This is a genomic window from Stenotrophomonas sp. SPM (assembly GCF_003105135.1).
In the GTDB taxonomy this organism is placed as follows: domain Bacteria; phylum Pseudomonadota; class Gammaproteobacteria; order Xanthomonadales; family Xanthomonadaceae; genus Stenotrophomonas.
The window spans coordinates 1-17,073 of sequence record NZ_QETL01000086.1 but is presented as its reverse complement, the minus strand read 5'-3'; the positions used below and the strand labels follow the sequence as shown (position 1 = coordinate 17,073).

General features: G+C 65.6%; 10 protein-coding genes and 1 pseudogene. 9 read left to right on the top strand and 2 right to left on the bottom strand.

The genetic code is table 11. The features are described from left to right. The 7 genes and pseudogenes from DCO49_RS15495 to DCO49_RS15465 form a co-directional block, all read left to right on the top strand. A pseudogene (locus tag DCO49_RS15495) lies at nucleotides 1-402 on the top strand (hypothetical protein); the annotation flags it as partial. Between the two features lie 447 nt (nucleotides 403-849). After that, the gene (locus DCO49_RS15490) at nucleotides 850-1,356 is read left to right on the top strand and encodes a CS1 type fimbrial major subunit (protein ID WP_116864792.1); all 507 of its coding nucleotides are present in this window, start codon (nucleotides 850-852) and stop codon (nucleotides 1,354-1,356) included. A 51-nt stretch (nucleotides 1,357-1,407) separates the two neighbouring features. Continuing rightward, complete coding sequence (locus DCO49_RS15485; protein WP_116864791.1) at nucleotides 1,408-4,131, top strand: TcfC E-set like domain-containing protein; 2,724 nt, start codon at nucleotides 1,408-1,410, stop codon at nucleotides 4,129-4,131. A gap of 20 nt (nucleotides 4,132-4,151) precedes the next feature. Then, complete coding sequence (locus DCO49_RS20570) at nucleotides 4,152-5,258, top strand: CfaE/CblD family pilus tip adhesin (protein WP_116864790.1); 1,107 nt, start codon at nucleotides 4,152-4,154, stop codon at nucleotides 5,256-5,258. Nucleotides 5,259-5,275: 17 nt separating this feature from the next. Continuing rightward, nucleotides 5,276-5,974 carry a pilus assembly protein gene (locus DCO49_RS15475; protein ID WP_116864789.1) on the top strand — a complete coding sequence of 233 codons (699 nt, stop codon included), beginning with the start codon at nucleotides 5,276-5,278 and terminating at the stop codon, nucleotides 5,972-5,974. Between the two features lie 70 nt (nucleotides 5,975-6,044). After that, nucleotides 6,045-10,910: an ESPR-type extended signal peptide-containing protein gene (locus tag DCO49_RS15470; protein ID WP_116864788.1), complete on the top strand. Its 4,866-nt coding sequence runs from the start codon at nucleotides 6,045-6,047 to the stop codon at nucleotides 10,908-10,910. Nucleotides 10,911-10,913: 3 nt separating this feature from the next. Further along, nucleotides 10,914-11,717, top strand: a complete 804-nt coding sequence (locus DCO49_RS15465) for a hypothetical protein (protein WP_133249441.1) — start codon at nucleotides 10,914-10,916, stop codon at nucleotides 11,715-11,717. Nucleotides 11,718-11,833: 116 nt separating this feature from the next. On the opposite strand, the gene DCO49_RS15460 is transcribed toward DCO49_RS15465, so the two are convergent. Both DCO49_RS15460 and DCO49_RS15455 read right to left on the bottom strand, forming a co-directional pair. Then, a complete protein-coding gene (locus DCO49_RS15460; protein ID WP_116864786.1) occupies nucleotides 11,834-12,484 on the bottom strand; it encodes a hypothetical protein in 651 nt (216 codons plus the stop codon). A 176-nt stretch (nucleotides 12,485-12,660) separates the two neighbouring features. After that, complete coding sequence (locus DCO49_RS15455) at nucleotides 12,661-15,078, bottom strand: penicillin-binding protein 1A (RefSeq protein WP_116864785.1); 2,418 nt, start codon at nucleotides 15,076-15,078, stop codon at nucleotides 12,661-12,663. Between the two features lie 219 nt (nucleotides 15,079-15,297). Here DCO49_RS15455 and DCO49_RS15450 point away from each other — a divergent pair, with 219 nt between their 5' ends. Both DCO49_RS15450 and DCO49_RS15445 read left to right on the top strand, forming a co-directional pair. Next, nucleotides 15,298-16,356: a pilus assembly protein PilM gene (locus DCO49_RS15450; RefSeq protein ID WP_079223036.1), complete on the top strand. Its 1,059-nt coding sequence runs from the start codon at nucleotides 15,298-15,300 to the stop codon at nucleotides 16,354-16,356. Further along, nucleotides 16,356-17,073: PilN domain-containing protein (locus DCO49_RS15445; RefSeq protein ID WP_116864784.1), on the top strand; the 718-nt coding region annotated here is incomplete at its 3' end. The genes DCO49_RS15450 and DCO49_RS15445, both read left to right, overlap by 1 nt.

The following is a 17,073-nucleotide window of genomic DNA, read 5'->3' as shown; positions in this document are numbered from 1 at the left end:
GCCAGCGCCGGCCCGCGTGATGCGCGCATGGGGCCGCCGCCGCGCCCGATGCCGGGCCATGGCCCGATGGATGACCGGCGCGAAGTGCGTGCCGAGGTGAACCGCATCATCGTCAACAGTCTGCAGGGCGACGGGCTTGATGCCGCCGACACCCAGTACCTGTCGCAGCTGATCGCGCGCGAAACCGGCATGAGCCCGACCGAAGCGCAGGCCCGTGTGAACGATGTGCAGACCCGTATGCGTGCAGCGCTGGAAAAGGCGAAGAACACCGCCAAGCAGGCGGCTGACGATGCCCGTAAGGCCACGGCTTATGCCGCGTTGTGGCTGTTCATCACTCTGCTGATCGGCGCGTTCTTTGCCAGCCTCAGCGCCACCTGGGGCGGCCGCCGCCGTGACCTCTGAACAAGGAGACCTGACATGAAAATGATTCTGCTCTGGCTGCTGGGCGTGCCGATTCCGTTGTTGATTCTGTACGCGATTTTCTTCTGACGGATCCACGCTGCTGATGTCCACATGTCAGGCCGCCGAAAGGCGGCCTGATGTGTTTGTGGCGCTGGTGGATGCCAACCTGGGTTGGCATGGGATGCGCGTGTGTCCAGAGCATCCACGCACGGCGTGGCTCTACTGTTGTCCGAAGTCTGCAATGAGGAAAGTTGCATCTCGCATTGCAAGAGCTTGCATTTGTTCGAATTCTTGACTCGGTTCAACAATCCAGATCGAACATTCGAAAAATAGGAATCGTTGAATAGTCTCGGGCGGGTAGGGTTTCTAGCATTATCCCCGTCGCCACTTTCCTATGGCGGCGACGCTTCCGCTGGAAGCCCCACCTCCATGTCCGAGAGAGACGTCATGCACACGATTCTGAAGAAGGCCGCGCTGGCTGCAGCGCTGGTCACCGCATCCCTGTCCGCCCATGCACTCGATGCAGACATCAAAGTATGGGCCACTGTCGATCCAACCCTGGCCCTGCTCAAGGCCGATGGCACCGCACTGGATTCGGTCGTCAACATGGTGCACAACCCGGTCAGCGGCCTGGTGCCGTGGTCGCAGCAGGTGCGCATCTACTCCAACGATGAGGACAAGGACATCGAAGTGCGTGTCGGCAGCGCACCGCAGCTGCTCAACACCGATGGCAGTGGCGCCCCGGTGCCGCTGACCGTCAGCCTCAACGGCAAGGCGCTGACCGTGGCCGCGCAGGACTTCGCCGCGTCCGACCTGTTCGACGGCGCACTGGAGGGCGCATCGATCCCGATGCCGCTGCGCATCGCGCAGACCAACCAGGCGCCGATCGCCAAGGGCGGCACCTACGAGGGCATCGTCACCATCGCCATGCAGCAGAAGACCACCAGCCCGTAAGGCGCCCGCGCCGGCCCGCTTGCCGGGCCGGCCGCTTCCGGTCACACCGCCATGAAAGCTCCCGCACCCGCCGTCACCCGGCTGGCGGTCGCGCTCGCCCTGTCGTTGGCCACGCCCCTGGTCGCAGCGCGCGGCGTTCCCGCCGGTTTCGAGGATCTGGTCGAAGGCCAGACCGAACAACTCGAGGTACGCCTGTTCGGTCGTTCCACCGGGCTGGTGCCGGTGCGCGTGACTCTGGAACACGTGCAGCTGGAAGCCCCGGCTGAAGCGCTGCAGGCGCTGCAACTGTCAGCCGAAGCGCAGGCGGCGCTGCTGCCTGCGTTGTCACAGCCGTTGCCGCGCAACAGCCACCTGGCCTGCCGCTACGGTGGCGCCAGCGCCGGCTGCGGTTACATCGATCCCCCCGAGGAGCCTACTGCCGTGCGCGCGCTGTATGACGAGGGCGAGGGCGCGGTGCGCCTGTTCATCGCCCGCCAATGGATCGCCGGCGAGACGGCCGTCGAGCGTTACCACCAGGTCGACGCCAATGCCGAGAATGCCTTCCTGCACCAGCACACCCTCAATGTCAGCGGTGGCCGTGGCTACCAGTCGCTGGCCGCGCAGGGCATGGGGGCCCTGGGCGTATTACAGCGCGGGCACCTGGCCGCCGACTGGACCTTCAGCCAGCAGCGTTACCAGGCCGGCCGCGCGCACCGCGCGTTCCAGCTGGACAACGCCTACTACCGCCATGACCTGGGGCAGCAGCACTACCTGCAGGCCGGGCGCATGGACCGCCGTAACCTGAGCAGCCCGCAGGGCGGCACCTTCAGCTTCAGCATGCTGCCGATGGATCGCTTCCAAGGCCTGCGCCTGGGCACCACGCAGGCTTACGTGGATTCCGCTGCCGCCGTGCAGGCCACGCCGCTCACCGTGCTGCTGGCGCGCGATGCGCGGGTGGATGCCTTTGATGGCGAACGCCTGCTGCAGACCTTCTACCTGCAGGCCGGCGTCAACCAGCTCGACACGCGCCGGTTTCCGCTGGGCAACTACACCATCACCCTGCGCATCTATGAAGACGGCGTGCTGGTGCGCAGCGAGGACGCGCCGTTCGACAAGGGCGGCGACTGGACCGACAGCAGTGTGCAGTGGTTCCTGCAGGGCGGGCGCCGCAACGAGCGCCGCAGCGACCGCTTCGATGACGAGCGGGCGGCGATGGGTGGCGTGCGCGTGCCGGTGTCGCGCAACGTGGCGGTAACCGCTGGCCTCGCCGACCTGGGTGGTTTCAGCTATGGCGAATTGCGGGTGGATCTGCGCCACGTATTTGCCACCCAGGACGTGCGCGCCACCTTCAGCGGCATGCACGGCAGCGATGGCAGCCGCGGCCAGCAGCACCAGCTGTCCTACCGCCGCCGCGCCTCGTGGAATGTGTACCACCAGCGCATGCGCGGCCGTGCCTGCCAGTTCGAGGACGATGCGCGCGACCGGCTTGGCTGCGCCGACTCGCTCAGCGCCTCGATGGCGCTGCCGGTGGCCGGCGGCAATGCCTACGTGGCCTATACGCGCCGCCAGACCTGGCGCGCAGGCACCGTGCAGCCGGGGCTGGGGGAGGATCCGCTGGCCGGGCTCGACCCGCTGTTGCCGCCGTGGATTCCACTGCCCACACGCGTGCCCCAGCTCAGCCGCACCTGGCAGGCCAGCTACAGCCGCAGCCAGCGCTGGGGCGAGTTCAGTCTTTCCAGCCGCATCGGCGTGTGGCAGCAGACCAGCGGTGGCGGCCTGCGCGATGGGCGCGACCGCGGCATCTATTTCAACGTCAGCCTCAACCGTCTGCAGCGCGGCGACCGCGGCACCTCGCAGCGGCGCTACGGTGTGGACGTGCGCCAGCCCCAGCACGCGCGGCCGGAGATCAACTACAGCGCTGGGCAGACCCTGCGCCAGGAGTACGAGGACCAGTACCGCGAGGTTGCGGCCGAACTGCGTGGCAACAACAACGAACGCTACAGCGCGACGGTGAGCGGCCAACTGCAGAACCGCAGTGGCCAGACCGGCGTCACGCTGTCGCGCTACCAGGACCGCAGCGGCGGGGAAATGGCGTATAGCGCCACGCACAACTCGGGCCTCGCATTCGGCACGCGGGGGCTGTATTGGGGCGCGGGCATCGGTGCTGATGCCGGGCTGGCGGTGCAGGTCGATGGCACCGACGACCTGGACCTGACCGGGGTGGCCGCTGAACTGCAGGTAGGCGGCCTGCGCCGGCAGCGCCTGCGGCTGGGCGAACGCCGCCTGCTGCCGATTTCTGCCTACCAGCCGCACCGCGCCGAGGTGCAGGACGCCAGCGCTCTGGACAGCATTGCGGCGGTGCGCGTGACCGGTGTAGGCGGTGCGCGCCCGCTGTTCCTCTCGCCAGGCCGCCTGGTACGCATGCCGGTGCCGATCGAGGTGACCTACACCTTCATCGGCAACGCGCGTGATATCGCCGGTGCACCGCTACGCGGGGCCCGGATTCTCAACGCACCGGTGCCGGGCACCGGCAGCAATGGAGGCTTCGTGGCCGACTTCCCGCGACGCGAAAAGACCCTGTACCTGCTGCAGGGCGACCGCCTGTTGCACTGCCCCCTGCAGGTGCGCGAGCGCCGCAGCGTCGTGATGCTGGTAGGCGCGGTGCGGTGCGAACCGCTGGCCGTGGCGCAGTTGCCGGCTGACATCCGCCATCAGGCACGGGTGACGCGACTGCTGCAGGAGCAGGCGTTGATTGCGGCGACGCCGCAGACCGCGGCCGCGGGAGGTGGGAAGTGAAGCGCTGCGGTCGCTGGGGGATGGTTGTGTGCGTTCTGGCCGTGCTTGCGCCGCAGGCGATGGCGCAGCAGCCGCCGGAGACAGACCCCACCCCAATAGTTCAGAAGGTCACCCTCGAATGGGATCGATCATCCATGCCCGGTGATCTGGAGATTTGGCCAGATAGAACTGTTCTGGGCTTCAGTCGTGATGTAACTCGCAAGCTTGGTCAAATTCACCTTACCTGCCGATCCAGCGTCGACCCTTCACAGGGTAGTTGCAGTACGTCCGGCGATGAGAATTTGTCGTTCAGACCGTCGGAGATCGTGCTTCGTATGGTCGAGCAGCGATCCGGCCTTCCCACGGATGTGAGATTGAAGGGGTGGCTGAGGCGGATCGTCTCGGGCCGTGCATGTTCTGGAGATTTTTGGACCCCACACGTATATCCGCTTAATTCGGCGGCTTGGGACCAGTGCAGCATTGATACGCCACTGGGTACCGGTGTAGCGCTTGTGCTTCCACAATCAGAACTCCGGAACTTAGTTGCTGGGCGGTGGCGCGGCGAGCTCAAACTCGATGTCAGAGTAGATCCCGCACAAGCGGCAATGCTGACCAACACGGTCACGTTCGACTTCACCATCACCGACCACAACGCGGTCTCCATCTACTTCCCGCTCTTCGACCAGGTCACACCGCATGTCGGCCTGAACCTGCAGTACGACCCGATCGCACAGACCGTCAGCGGCAGCACCAAGGTGGACATGTGCCTGTACGACGGGCTGGGGTCACAGAGCCAGTACCTGGGCATCACCGTGCACGACAGTGGCGCAAGACTGCCGGGACCGTCCGGTTACTCGGTCTGGCACACCGATGGTGGCAGTGATGCCACCCAGCGCGTGGACTACACGGTCACCCTGGACCACAGCGGCACCGCCATCCCCCTGCGTAATGGCGTGGAGCAGCTGCTGCACGGCATCGATACCGCAAAGCTGCGCCTGGTGATGTTGCCAGGCATGACGCAACCGGTGTTCTGCGTGCCCACGCCGATCACGCTGGATACCCCCCGCGTGTCGGTCAGCACCAAGCGCCCTGGCCACTACAGCGGCGATCTCAAGGTGGAACTGCGCGTTCCCACGGCCACGCCCTGACTTACATGGAGTCCCCGATGAAGTGCTTCGTTCGCTATCTATTTCCGCTGACCTTGCTGTTGGCGGCGCAGGCCCACGCCAATCTCACCGTGCACCCCATGCGCACCTCGGTGGACGCGAAGAAGGGCGCGCAGATCCGCATCTACTCTCAATCCACCCAGCCCCAGTACGTGCAGGTATCGATCAAGCGCATCGTCGATCCCGCCGGGGAAAACGAGCGGGAAGTGGAGGTGGAGCCGGGCGATGCCGCCATTGCGGTAACGCCAGGCAAGTTCGCACTGGCCGGTGGTGGCAATCGCCTGATCAGGGTGATTCCGCTGCAGCCGGTCGAAAAGGAAACCGCCTATCGCGTGTACTTCGAGGGCGTCCGCGGCCCCGATAGCGCGGAACGTGGCGCCGAGGGCGACCGTGCCCAGGCCAACGTCGGCGTCAGCCTCGTGTGGGGCGCCCTGGTCAACGTGCTGCCGGCCGAGGCCACGATGCGGCTGCAGGTGGACGGGAACCGCCTGCGCAATACCGGCACCGTGCGCGTCGGCATCACCAGCATCGCCGACTGCGATGGGCCGCGCTGCACCGCGCATGACGTCTCGCGCAGCCTGTATCCAGGCAGCGCGCTGGAACTGCCCTTCGCCACCACGCCCGGCCACACGCTGCAGCTGCGCTACCGACTGACCCGCGATGGCTACCGCGAGCACGTACAGACGCTGGCGCCCTGACCCCCACAGGCCGTCGTGGCGCAGTGCCTCCGCGATGACACTTCTTCGTTTCCCTTGTTAAGGAGTTTTCATGAACAGGATTTACCGCCGTCTTTGGTCCACTGCCCGGCAGTGCTGGGTGGTCACCAGTGAGCTCGCGTCCACAAAGCGTAAGCCAGGGGCTTCCACACGCTCCCTTCGTCGCAGTACGGCAGCGGCGCTGGTCATGTTGTTCGGTGCGGCCGGCACCGCCCATGCGGAGCGCAATCTTTTCTCGTGCTACACCGCCAGCCAAGGATGCGTGCCGACCTGGGCATGGGTGCATGACTATCAGTGGATCAGTGGGAATGGGCGTTTCGTGCTGTTGACCGGCAATGCCATCACGTTCGAAGGCGACTATGCGACTGCGTTTGGTAACAACATCATCTCCTATGGTGATCGCAACTCTGCCTTCGGCTATGGCGCCGGTGTAGCGGGCGGATATGCCACCGCCGTAGGTGCTTTTGCCAACGCCACGGGAATCGGTGCAACGGCGATTGGCAATGATGCGAACGCCTATGGCGGCAACGCGGTCGCGCTGGGCAGCAAGGCGACGGTCATTACCGGGGCGGGCGTTTCCGGTATCGCCATCGGTGCCGACTCGCGTGCGGGCACGCAGGGCTGGACGGGGGCCGTTGCACTCGGTGGCGAAGCGTCTGCGTCCCACGACAGCATTGCCCTGGGGTACAAGGCGCATTCAAGCGCGGCCAACTCCGTCGCACTCGGGCGCGGGTCGCAGGCCACCGAGGCCGACACCGTATCGGTAGGCAACGGTTCTACGAAACGGCGGATCGTCAATGTTGCCGACGGCACCATCAGCAGCAGCAGTACGGATGCGGTGAATGGCCGCCAGTTGCAGGTGGCAAAGAATGACATCAATGCCGCCAAAGCCACCGCGACAACAGCCAAGACCACGGCCGACCAGGCACTGGCCAATTCACGGGTGGTGACCCAGGCATCGGCCAGTGGCACCGTGCGCGTGGGCGGTGACAACACCGGTACCACGGTCAGCTTTGCCAACAAGAACAACGCCACCCGCTACCTCAACGGCATTCGCAACGGCGCGCTGAGCACCACCAGTACCGATGCGGTGACGGGCCAGCAGCTGTTTGCCACCAACGCCAACGTGACCAAGGCGCAGAGCGCGGCCGATGCGGCCCAGAGCGCGGCCAACAGCATCAAGACCACCGCCGACAGCGCGCTGTCCAAGGCCAATGGCCTGGCTGGCCTGGTCAGCCAGGCCTCGGCTTCTGGCAATGTACGCCTGGGGGGCGAGAACACCGGCACCGTGCTGGATGTGCGCAACAAGGCCAATGCCAACCGCCGCATCAGCGGCCTGGCCGATGCAACGTTGAACACCACCAGCACCGAGGCAGTCACCGGCAAGCAGCTCACGGCCACCAACGCCAATGTCACCACGGCGCAGAACACCGCCACCGCTGCACAGACAGCGGCGACCGGTGCCAGGACCACCGCCGACAGCGCGCTGGGCAAGGCGACGGCGCTGGGCGGGCTACTGAGTCAGGCCTCGGCCAGTGGCACCGTGCGGGTGGGCGGTGACAACACCGGTACTACGGTCAGCTTTGCCAACAAAAGCAATGCCACCCGCTACCTCAATGGAATTCGCAACGGCGCGCTGAGTGCCACCAGCACCGATGCGGTGACCGGCCAGCAGTTGTTCGCCACCAATGCCAACGTGACCAAGGCGCAGACGGCGGCGGATGCGGCCCAGAGTTCGGCCAACAGCGCCAAGACCAGTGCCGACACCGCGCTGGGCAAGGCCACTGCGCTGGGCGGCCTGGTCAGCCAGGCCTCGGCCACGGGCAATGTGCGCCTCGGTGGTGACAACACCGGGACCGTGCTGGATGTGCGCAACAAGAGCGATGCCGGCCGTAAGGTCACCGGCTTGAGTGATGGCACTCTGAGCAGCACCAGCACCGATGCCGTCACCGGTAGGCAGCTCACCGCCACCAACACCAAGGTGACCACGGCGCAGAACACCGCCACGGCTGCACAAACGGCGGCAGCGGGCGCGAAGACCACCGCCGACACTGCGCTGGGCAAGGCCAACGCGCTTGGCGATCTGGTAAGCCAAGCCTCTGCCACGGGCAATGTGCGTTTGGGGGCCGAGAACACGGGCACGGTGGTGGATGTGGCCAACAAGGATGGCGCCAAGCGCCGGGTGAACAACGTTGCCAACGGCGTGGTGAGCAGCACCAGCACCGATGTGGTGACCGGGCAGCAGCTTCATGCCACCAATCAGGCCGTCTCCACCCAAGGCCAGTCGCTGGTGCTGCACGGCCAGCAACTGGCGACGCACACCCAGTCCCTGGCAGCGCAGGACCAGCGCGTGTCGACCAACCGGACTGATATCGACCAGCTGCGCTCGGACGTGGACAACTTCGATCCGGATCTGGATGGCGTGGTGAAGTTCAGTGCTGATCGTCGTCTTGTGGATATGGACGGTGCGCGTGTATCGGGCGTTTCGGCGGGTGATATCAGCTCGGCAGGCAGCACTGAAGCTGTTAATGGTGGGCAGTTGTTTGCAACCAACGAACGTGTCAAAACGCTTGAGAGCGCCGGGCGTTTCCTGAGTATCGGAACGGACGGACTGAGTGATGCAGCCAGATCGGGGGCGTTCAGCGTGGCCATTGGTGATTCCGCTCAGGCTGGTATTGATAATGAAGGCGGGACGGCGATAGGTGCTTTTGCCATCGCGAACGGCAAGAACTCTGTCGCTCTTGGAAGAGGCGCGCTTGTAGAGAAGGGAGCCGAGAGTTCTTTTGCACTTGGCACCGGTTCGCGTGCAGCGGGCATCGAGACGACAGTAGTTGGCGCGAATAGTCGCGCTGAAATCGGTGCAGACAGGGCCGTTGCTGTCGGGGCCGGCTCAATAGCAAAGGATGCAGACACTGTTTCATTCGGCACGAATCTGTATCGCCGCCGATTAGTAAATGTAGCTCGAGGTCTCGGAGATGAGGATGCGTCAACTATTGCTCAGCTCAAAGAGACTCTGCAGGGCCTAGGGGGGCGCGCGCACTTGGATGCAGGCGGAACGATCATCGGCCCCACCTACAACGTTCAAGGCGGAACTCAGGACAATGTCGGCGACGCTTTGGCGGCACTAGATGTGGCAGTGATCAGAACCAGCGGCCGCGCTGAGAGCGTCGAAAGCCAGTTGCGTGCCATGTTCCAGCAGTCACCATCACCTCTGGTGGATGGGATCGCTCAGCTGAACTTGGCTGGCGCGCAGGGCATGGTTTTGTCGAACCTGGCTGATGGTCGTATTGCCGCAGGTAGCCGTGATGCGGTGACCGGTGATCAGCTGTATGCCACGGAGCAGAAGATCGAGCGTAATCGACGCGACCTAGACGCGATACAGCGCGATTGGAGTTCGGAGCAAAAGAATCTGCTGACTAAGACCGGAGATGGAAACCCCATCGATTTCGGCGGCGCGCGTCTAACTGGTGTTGCCGATGCGCGCCTCTCTGCTGATAGTTCGGATGTGGTGCGTGGGAGCCAGCTTTACAGCACGAACCTGCGACTGAACTCCATTGAAGAGATGGGCAGCAACTTCGCATTTGGCTGGATGCCTGAGGATTGGCAGTATCCAGCTCAAGCAGGCCCAGCCGGGGTGGCTATTGGCAAGAACGCAAAGGCGTCGTTGCGCTCAGAAGGCGGCGTCGCTGTGGGTGCATGGGCAGCGGCCCAAGGCAAGAATTCAATCTCGATCGGTCGAGCAGCGTTTGTTGCTGAGAACGCCGAGGCGGGATTTGCGCTGGGTGTTGGGACGTCTGTCAACGCTGTTAGAGGAATGGCGCTGGGTGCGGAAAGCCGAGTGTTGGCTGAAGCGCGAAATGGTGTTGCCATCGGCTATGGATCGGTAGCATCCGAGCCTGACACAGTGTCGTTTGGAAATGACAACGTGCGACGTAGATTGACGGGTATTTCCCGCGGCACTGGCAGCAACGACGCAGCCACCATCGGCCAGCTGCGCGGCGCACTGTCCGCTTTCGGCGGCAACATCGACGCCAACGGCAATGTCATCACACCCGGCTTCAACCTCCAAGGGCAGCACCACACCACAGTAAACGACGCCCTCACCACCCTAGACGCGGCCCTAGTCACCACCGACTCCCGCGTAGACCGCGTGGAAACCCACCTGCGTTCGGTCTTCCAGGAAAGCCCCTCCACCCGCAGCGATGGTGCCGCTCAGCTCACCCTGGCAGGCGCCAACGGCATGGTCATCTCCAACGTGGCCAACGGCCTGATTGCCGCCGGCAGCCGCGAGGCCGTCAACGGTGGCCAGCTGCATGCGGTGCAGCAGCAGCTCAATGGCCGCATGGACGGGCTGGAGCAGCGTGTTGACGGTAAGCCGCAGGCCCGTGCGATGGCGACTGCATCGGCCAATGCGGGCACGCCAACGCCCACCCCGACCAGCAGCGAATCGGCCGCGGCCACTCCGCCGGTGGCCAACGAGGGTGACAAGGCCGTAGCCGACAGCGGCAGTGCGCCGTCGTCGTCGCCCACGCCGCAGCCCAAGTCCAAGAAGGATGACGCGCCCGCACCGACCCCGCAGGTGGACACCGCCGAGCTCGAGAAGATGCTCGCGCGCGCCAATGAGTACACCGATGGTGCCATCAAGGGCGTGGAGCAGCGCCTGGACAAGATGGACAAGCGCTTCAACCGCATGGCGGCGATGAGCAGTGCGCAGACGGCCATGGCCATGAACACGGCCGGCCTGGCCACCTACAACCGCCTCGGCGCGGGCGTGGGCTATGCCGAGGGCGAGTCGGCCATGGCGGTGGGCTACCAGCGCGTACTCAACGAGAAGGGCTCGGCCACGTTCAGCCTCAACGGGGCGTTCACCAACAGCGGTGAGCAGAGCGTTGGCGTGGGCGTGGGCATCGGCTGGTAAGCCATGCAGCCCCGGCGCGGCGCGCAGAAGGATGCCCGTTGCGCCGGGGCACTTCAAAGGGAGATGGCGATGTACAAACGGTTCAGCCGTTTCATGACCTACCGGCGCTTCTATGTATGGCGTGCGCGGTACAACTATGTGGTGCGCAGCATCAATGGATGGACGCTTGTCTACGCGCTGCTGATGCTGGGGCTGGTGTATTCCTGCTGGATCATCTGGAGGATCAGCAACCCGCCGGTACTGCGCGTGCATCCGGAGGCGGCCAAGGTGCAGGTGCGGTTGATCCGGGAGCAGTCGATGCATCGCGTGGCCGTCGCACTTCACGGCGGCGGCAAGCCCGGGCAGGATTACACCACGGCCGACGAGGTGCGTGCGGCGACGCTGCGTGCGTTGCGCGCGCGCGAGCTCTATCTGGGCGAGGAGTCCAAGCAGCTGCAGGCAGACATGCTGGCGGACATCTCCGACTACATCCGCGCGACGGGGGTGTGCGCGCCCTTCATCTGCTGGCATATAAAGGAGAGTGTGGCGCAGCTGCGCAGGGCGGGGGAGCGGACGGCCAGACTGGATGCGGCACTGCGGCCGATGCTCGACCTGCCCGACGGTGCGCTGCCGCCGCTGGAAGGCGACTTGAACCGGTTGCAGAACTCGTGGTCCGACCCGTTCCAGGATGTGGTCTTCCACGGCTGGATGCTGAGTGACATCCAGGTGCTGCACGAGCGGATGATGGAGGAATACCCGCAGCGCGAGCCGATGCCGTGGTTGTCGCGGTTGATGGATAAGCCGCTGGACCCGCGTTACGCGATGTGACGCGCTGTAGGTGTCGACCTTGGTCGACACGGCCTAACGCCGCTGCGCTCGCCGGGCATGGCCCGGAGCTACCCATGCGGTGCCATGCGGCAGAGCAGGCGAGCATGGGCTCGGCTCTACAGGGTGGGGCCGATGTAGGCGCTGATCTCCGCTTCCGCCAGCAGCTGCCGCAGCTGCGCGATGGATGCCCGCCGCATCGGCTTTTCATCCACCGGCGACAGCGGTGCCTGGCGCAGGGTGTCGTAGGGCAGCACGGCCAGGTCGAAGGTCAGTTCCTCCGCACTGAACACCCACACCGGGACGTCCAGGCTGCGCTCGCGGTCCAGGCGCAGCCGGCGTACGCGCGATTCGGCGGGAATGCCGTGTTCGTCAAGGAAGCGGTGCACGGCTTCCGGGTCGTCGCTGTGCAGGTGCAGCTGGACGGGGCTGTTGGCGTCTGCGGTGCCATCCAGCACCGGGCCAGCCAGCCGCGGTGAAAAGCCGTGGAGGAATTCCAGGGCACGCAGTGCGGCTTCGCGGCGGCGCTGCAGTTCGTTGCCGTGCTGCGGGCCGGAGAACAGGCGCTGGTACTCGCGCAGGGCGTCTTCGATCTCGACGTTGCGGGGCAGGGAGGCATCGTCGTGGATGCCGAGGCGGCTGGCGGCCTTCAACTTGGCCTGGTGGTAGTCGCGGATGCCGCCTTCGGCCATGAGGCGGGCGGCTTCGTGGGCGAGGCGGTGGCGCCGCTCGCGGGTCTGGCTGGCAGCATGCTGACGTGCCCGATGCATGCAAAGACTCCTGATGCGACCTGCAGACAGGTTAGCGCAGTGATGTGACATCTGCGTGGGGGCGCATGGGTAGATGCCAACGCGCCAATCGGCGTTGGCAACCCCCGGTAGCGCCGGGCCATGCCCGGCGGATTGCATGAGTGCCAACCAACGGTTGGCACCCACCCGTACCGGCGTCAGAAGATATCGAACGCGGCGGCGTCGGCCTGCGGGGTGTTCTGCAGGTTGAGGTCGTAGTCGGTCAGGCGGTCCATGTCTTCCACCTTCACCCACTCCACCGCGCCGTTGAGCGTGGCCTGGACCATGCCGGCCGGCGGTTCGTTCTCGGCCAGCGGCACGTCCTTCAGGGCGGTGCGCATGTAGTCGATCCAGATCGGCAGGGCGGCCTTGCCACCGTATTCGCGGTAGCCCAGCGAGCGGAAGTCGTCGCGGCCCACCCAGACGGTGGTGACGTACGGGCCGCCGAAGCCGGAGAACCAGGCATCGCGGTGGTCGTTGGTCGAACCGGTCTTGCCACCCAGGTCGGCGCGGCCGAGCACCTTGGCGGCGGTACCGGTACCGCGCTGGACCACGTCGCGCATCATCGACACCAGCTGATAAGCCGTACGGGCGTCGATCGCGCGCGGGGCGGTGCGGGCGTCCGGGTTGACCGGTGCGGCCGGGGTCTCGGTGGCCGGCGCGGCGGCGGTGGCATCGGGCTTGGGCGCCGGGGCGCCGAAGTTGAAGCCGTCCACCACCTGGTTCACCGGCTGGTCGCTGGTGCCGGCGCACTCGCGGCAGGCCAGGGCCGGGTTCTCCTTGAACACCACGGTGCCGTCGCGGTCGGTCACCTGATCGATCAGCCAGGTGTCCACGCGCGAGCCGCCATTGGCGAACACGGCGTAGCCACGGGCCACCGACAGTGGGGTGAGCGAGGCGGTACCCAGCGACATCGACAGGTTCGGCGGCAGTTCCGATTCGGCAAAGCCGAACTCACTGATGTACTTGCGCGCGTAATCCACACCCATGCCGTCAAGCAGGCGCACCGAGACCAGGTTGCGCGACTGCACCAGCGCCTCGCGCAGGCGCATCGGGCCGCGGAAGCCGCCGCCGTCGTTCTGCGGGGCCCAGGTCTTGCCGCGGCGGTCGCGGAACACGACCGGGGCGTCGAGCACGATCGAGGCGGGGTTGTAGCCCTTGTCGAAGGCGGCCGCGTAGACGAACGGCTTGAAGCTCGAACCCGGCTGGCGGCGGGCCTGGGTGGCACGGTTGAACTTGTTGCCGGAGAAGCTGAAACCACCGACCAGGGCCTTCAGGGCACCGCTGTTGGCATCCAGCGAGACCAGGGCGGACTGGCCGCGCGGGATCTGGTCCAGCAGCCACTCGCCTTCCTTGGCGCCAGCACGCACACGCACGATGTCGCCGCGCTGCACCAGCTTGCCTGGGGTCTTGTTGGTCCATTTGGCGGCGCCGGCCGGCAGCACGATCTCGCTGCGGTTGGCCAGGACCACGGTGGCGCTGCCGTCGGCGCCGGTGCTGGCGACGATGGCCGGCAGCAGGCCGGCCTGGGCGACGATGCCGCGCAGGTGCTCGGCCAGGGCGGCGGCGTCATCACCGGCGCCCAGCTGCACCTGCTTTTCCACGCCGTGCCAGCCGTGGCGATGGTCGTACAGCAGCAGGCCGTCACGTACGGCCAGGTTGGCCGATTCCTGCAGAGTCGAATCGATCGTCGTGGTGACGTGGTAGCCCTTGTTGACCACGTCACCGCCGAAGCGGGCGATCATTTCCTGGCGCACCAGCTCGGCCACGTACGGGGCGTACACCTCCACCGGCGGCTCATGCGGGGTGGCGTGCATCGGCACGGCCTTGGCCGCATCGGCCTCGGCCTGGGTGACGAACTGCAGGTCGGCCATGCGCTGCAGCACGTAGTTGTCGCGGCGCTGGCGGGCACGTTCCGGGTTGGAGATCGGGTTGCCGGAGGAGGGGAACTTGGGGATGCCGGCCAGCGAGGCCATTTCGTCCAGATCCAGCTCGTTCAGCTTCTTGCCGTAGTAGAACTCGGCCGCAGCGGCCACACCGTAGGCGCGGTTGCCGAAGAAACTCTTGTTCAGGTACAGCTCGAAGATCTCGTCCTTGCTCAGCTCGGACTCGATCTTGCGGGCCAGCAGGATCTCGGCCAGCTTGCGCGTGTAGCTGTACTCGGAGCTGAGGAAGAACTGGCGGGCAACCTGCTGGGTGATGGTCGACCCCCCCGGCACGCGCCGGTCGCTGGTGGTGGCCAGCAGCCAGACCGCGCGGGCGATGCCCTTGTAGTCCACGCCGCCGTGTTCATAGAAGCGGGCGTCCTCGGTGGCCAGGAAAGCCCGCTTCAGGTTCTCCGGCACGTCCTTCATGGTGATGGGGGTGCGCCGGGTCTCGCCGAAGACGGCCATCAGCTTGCCGTCGGAGGCATAGACGTACATCGGCTCCTGCATTTCCACGTCGCGCAGGGTCTGCACGTCGGGAAGCTTGGACGATACGGCGTAGTACAGGCCGCCCACGGCGGCAGCACCAACCAGCGCCAGGACCAGGACAACAACAAAGATCCAGCGCAGCCAGCGGCGGAGACGAGTCATCGGTGTCAGATTCCGATTGCGAATTTCGTGGTCGCAGAGTATAGATTACGCAAGGTAGCGGCTGGGGCCGGTACCGGGGAACGCAAGGGGAATTGCCAGGGGCTGCGTGTTCATCCTGTGAGGGATTTCACAGCAGGGCGGTTGCCATTCGCTAAAAATACGTTATTAATGCGCGGACGCAGATCCTGTGTCCAAGTGCCCGTCGGCAGGGGAGAAACCGTGGGGCTCATCCCAAAAAGTCAGTCGCCGCTCATTGGCGTCGACATCAGTTCGACTGCGGTAAAGCTGTTGCAGCTTTCCCGCAGCGGCAACCGTTTCCGCGTGGAACACTACGCCGTGGAACCGTTGCCGCCGAATGCTGTGGTTGAAAAGAACATCGTCGAAGTGGAGGCCGTGGGCGAGGCCATCCGCCGGGCGATGAACCGTTCCGGCAGCAAGGCCAAGCTGGCCGCGGCCGCCGTGGCCGGTTCGGCGGTGATCACCAAGGTGATCCCGATGCCGGCCGACCTCGACGAAGCCGACATGGAAGCCCAGATCGAGCTGGAAGCGGTCAACTACATTCCGTACCCGATCGAGGAAGTGAACCTGGACTTCGAGGTGATCGGGGCGATCCCGAACAACCCGGAGATGGTCCAGGTGCTGCTGGCCGCCTCGCGCTCGGAAAACGTCGAGCTGCGCCAGTCGGCGCTGGAGCTGGGTGGCCTGCAGGCCAAGGTGATGGACGTGGAGGCCTTCGCGGTCGAGAACGCCTTCGCCCTGGTGGCCAGCGAGCTGCCGGTGTCCCACGACGGCGTGGTGGCCCTGGTCGACATCGGCGCCACCATGACCACGCTGAACGTCCTGCGCGGCGGCCGTAGCCTGTACAGCCGCGAACAGGTGTTCGGTGGCAAGCAGCTGACCGACGAGATCATGCGCCGCTACGGCCTGAGCTATGAGGAAGCGGGTCTGGCCAAGCGCCAGGGCGGGCTGCCGGAAAGCTACGAAGTGGAAGTGCTGGAGCCCTTCAAGGAAGCGACGGTCCAGCAGATCAGCCGCCTGCTGCAGTTCTTCTACGCAGGCAGCGAATTCAACCGGGTCGACCACATCGTGCTCGCCGGCGGTTGCGCCGCGCTGGCCGGTCTGCCGGAGATGGTCGAAGAGCAGCTGGGCGTGCCGACCGTGGTCGCCAACCCGCTGGCACAGATGACCCTGGGCCCGAAGGTGCAGGCGCAGGCGCTTGCCCAGGATGCCCCCGCGCTGATGATCGCTACCGGTCTGGCACTGAGGAGCTTCGACTGATGGCACGCATCAATCTATTGCCCTGGCGCGCCGAACGGCGCAAGCAGCGCCAGCGCGAGTTCGGCGTCATGCTGGGCATGGCCGCGCTCGGTGGCCTGCTGCTGTCCCTGCTGATCTGGTTCTACTACGACATGCAGGTCAGCGGCCAGCAGGAGCGCAATGCGTATCTGCAGACCGAGATCGACAAGGTCAAGAAGCAGAACGAGGAGATCAAGCGCCTCGACGAGCAGAAGAGCCGCCTGCTGGCGCGCAAGGCCGTCATCGAACAGCTGCAGGCCAAGCGTTCGCAGATGGTCCACCTGTTCGATGCCCTGGTCCGCACCATTCCCGATGGCGTGGTGCTGACCGCCCTGACCCAGGACGGCGACATGCTCACCCTGGAAGGCCGCACCCAGTCCAACGCCCGCGTTTCGGCGTACATGCGCAACCTGGAAGTGTCCGGCTGGATGACCAACCCGGAACTGTCGATCATCGAGGCCAGCACCCCGGACAAGGACAAGGAAATCCGTGCCGGTGGCCCTGTGGCTGACATCAAGGCCCTGCCGTACCTGTTCAAGGTGACGGTGAAGCTGCCGGCACAGAGCGACGAGACCACCACCCCCGGCCTGAATGCCGATGGCTCGGTGGCGACGCCTGGTGCTGCTGCTCCGGCCGTCGCGCCGCTGGCGGCAGGTCCGGATGCGGCCGCTCCGGCAGCCGGCCCGGCTTCGGCCCAGC

Excerpts from the sequence above, each read along its gene's own strand:
- DCO49_RS15490 (WP_116864792.1), top strand. The coding sequence starts at position 850 with ATGCACACGATTCTGAAGAAGGCCGCGCTGGCTGCAGCGCTGGTCACC.
- DCO49_RS15485 (WP_116864791.1), top strand. The coding sequence starts at position 1,408 with ATGAAAGCTCCCGCACCCGCCGTCACCCGGCTGGCGGTCGCGCTCGCC.
- DCO49_RS20570 (WP_116864790.1), top strand. The coding sequence starts at position 4,152 with ATGGTTGTGTGCGTTCTGGCCGTGCTTGCGCCGCAGGCGATGGCGCAG.
- DCO49_RS15475 (WP_116864789.1), top strand. The coding sequence starts at position 5,276 with ATGAAGTGCTTCGTTCGCTATCTATTTCCGCTGACCTTGCTGTTGGCG.
- DCO49_RS15470 (WP_116864788.1), top strand. The coding sequence starts at position 6,045 with ATGAACAGGATTTACCGCCGTCTTTGGTCCACTGCCCGGCAGTGCTGG.
- DCO49_RS15465 (WP_133249441.1), top strand. The coding sequence starts at position 10,914 with ATGCAGCCCCGGCGCGGCGCGCAGAAGGATGCCCGTTGCGCCGGGGCA.
- DCO49_RS15460 (WP_116864786.1), bottom strand. The coding sequence starts at position 12,484 with ATGCATCGGGCACGTCAGCATGCTGCCAGCCAGACCCGCGAGCGGCGC.
- DCO49_RS15455 (WP_116864785.1), bottom strand. The coding sequence starts at position 15,078 with ATGACTCGTCTCCGCCGCTGGCTGCGCTGGATCTTTGTTGTTGTCCTG.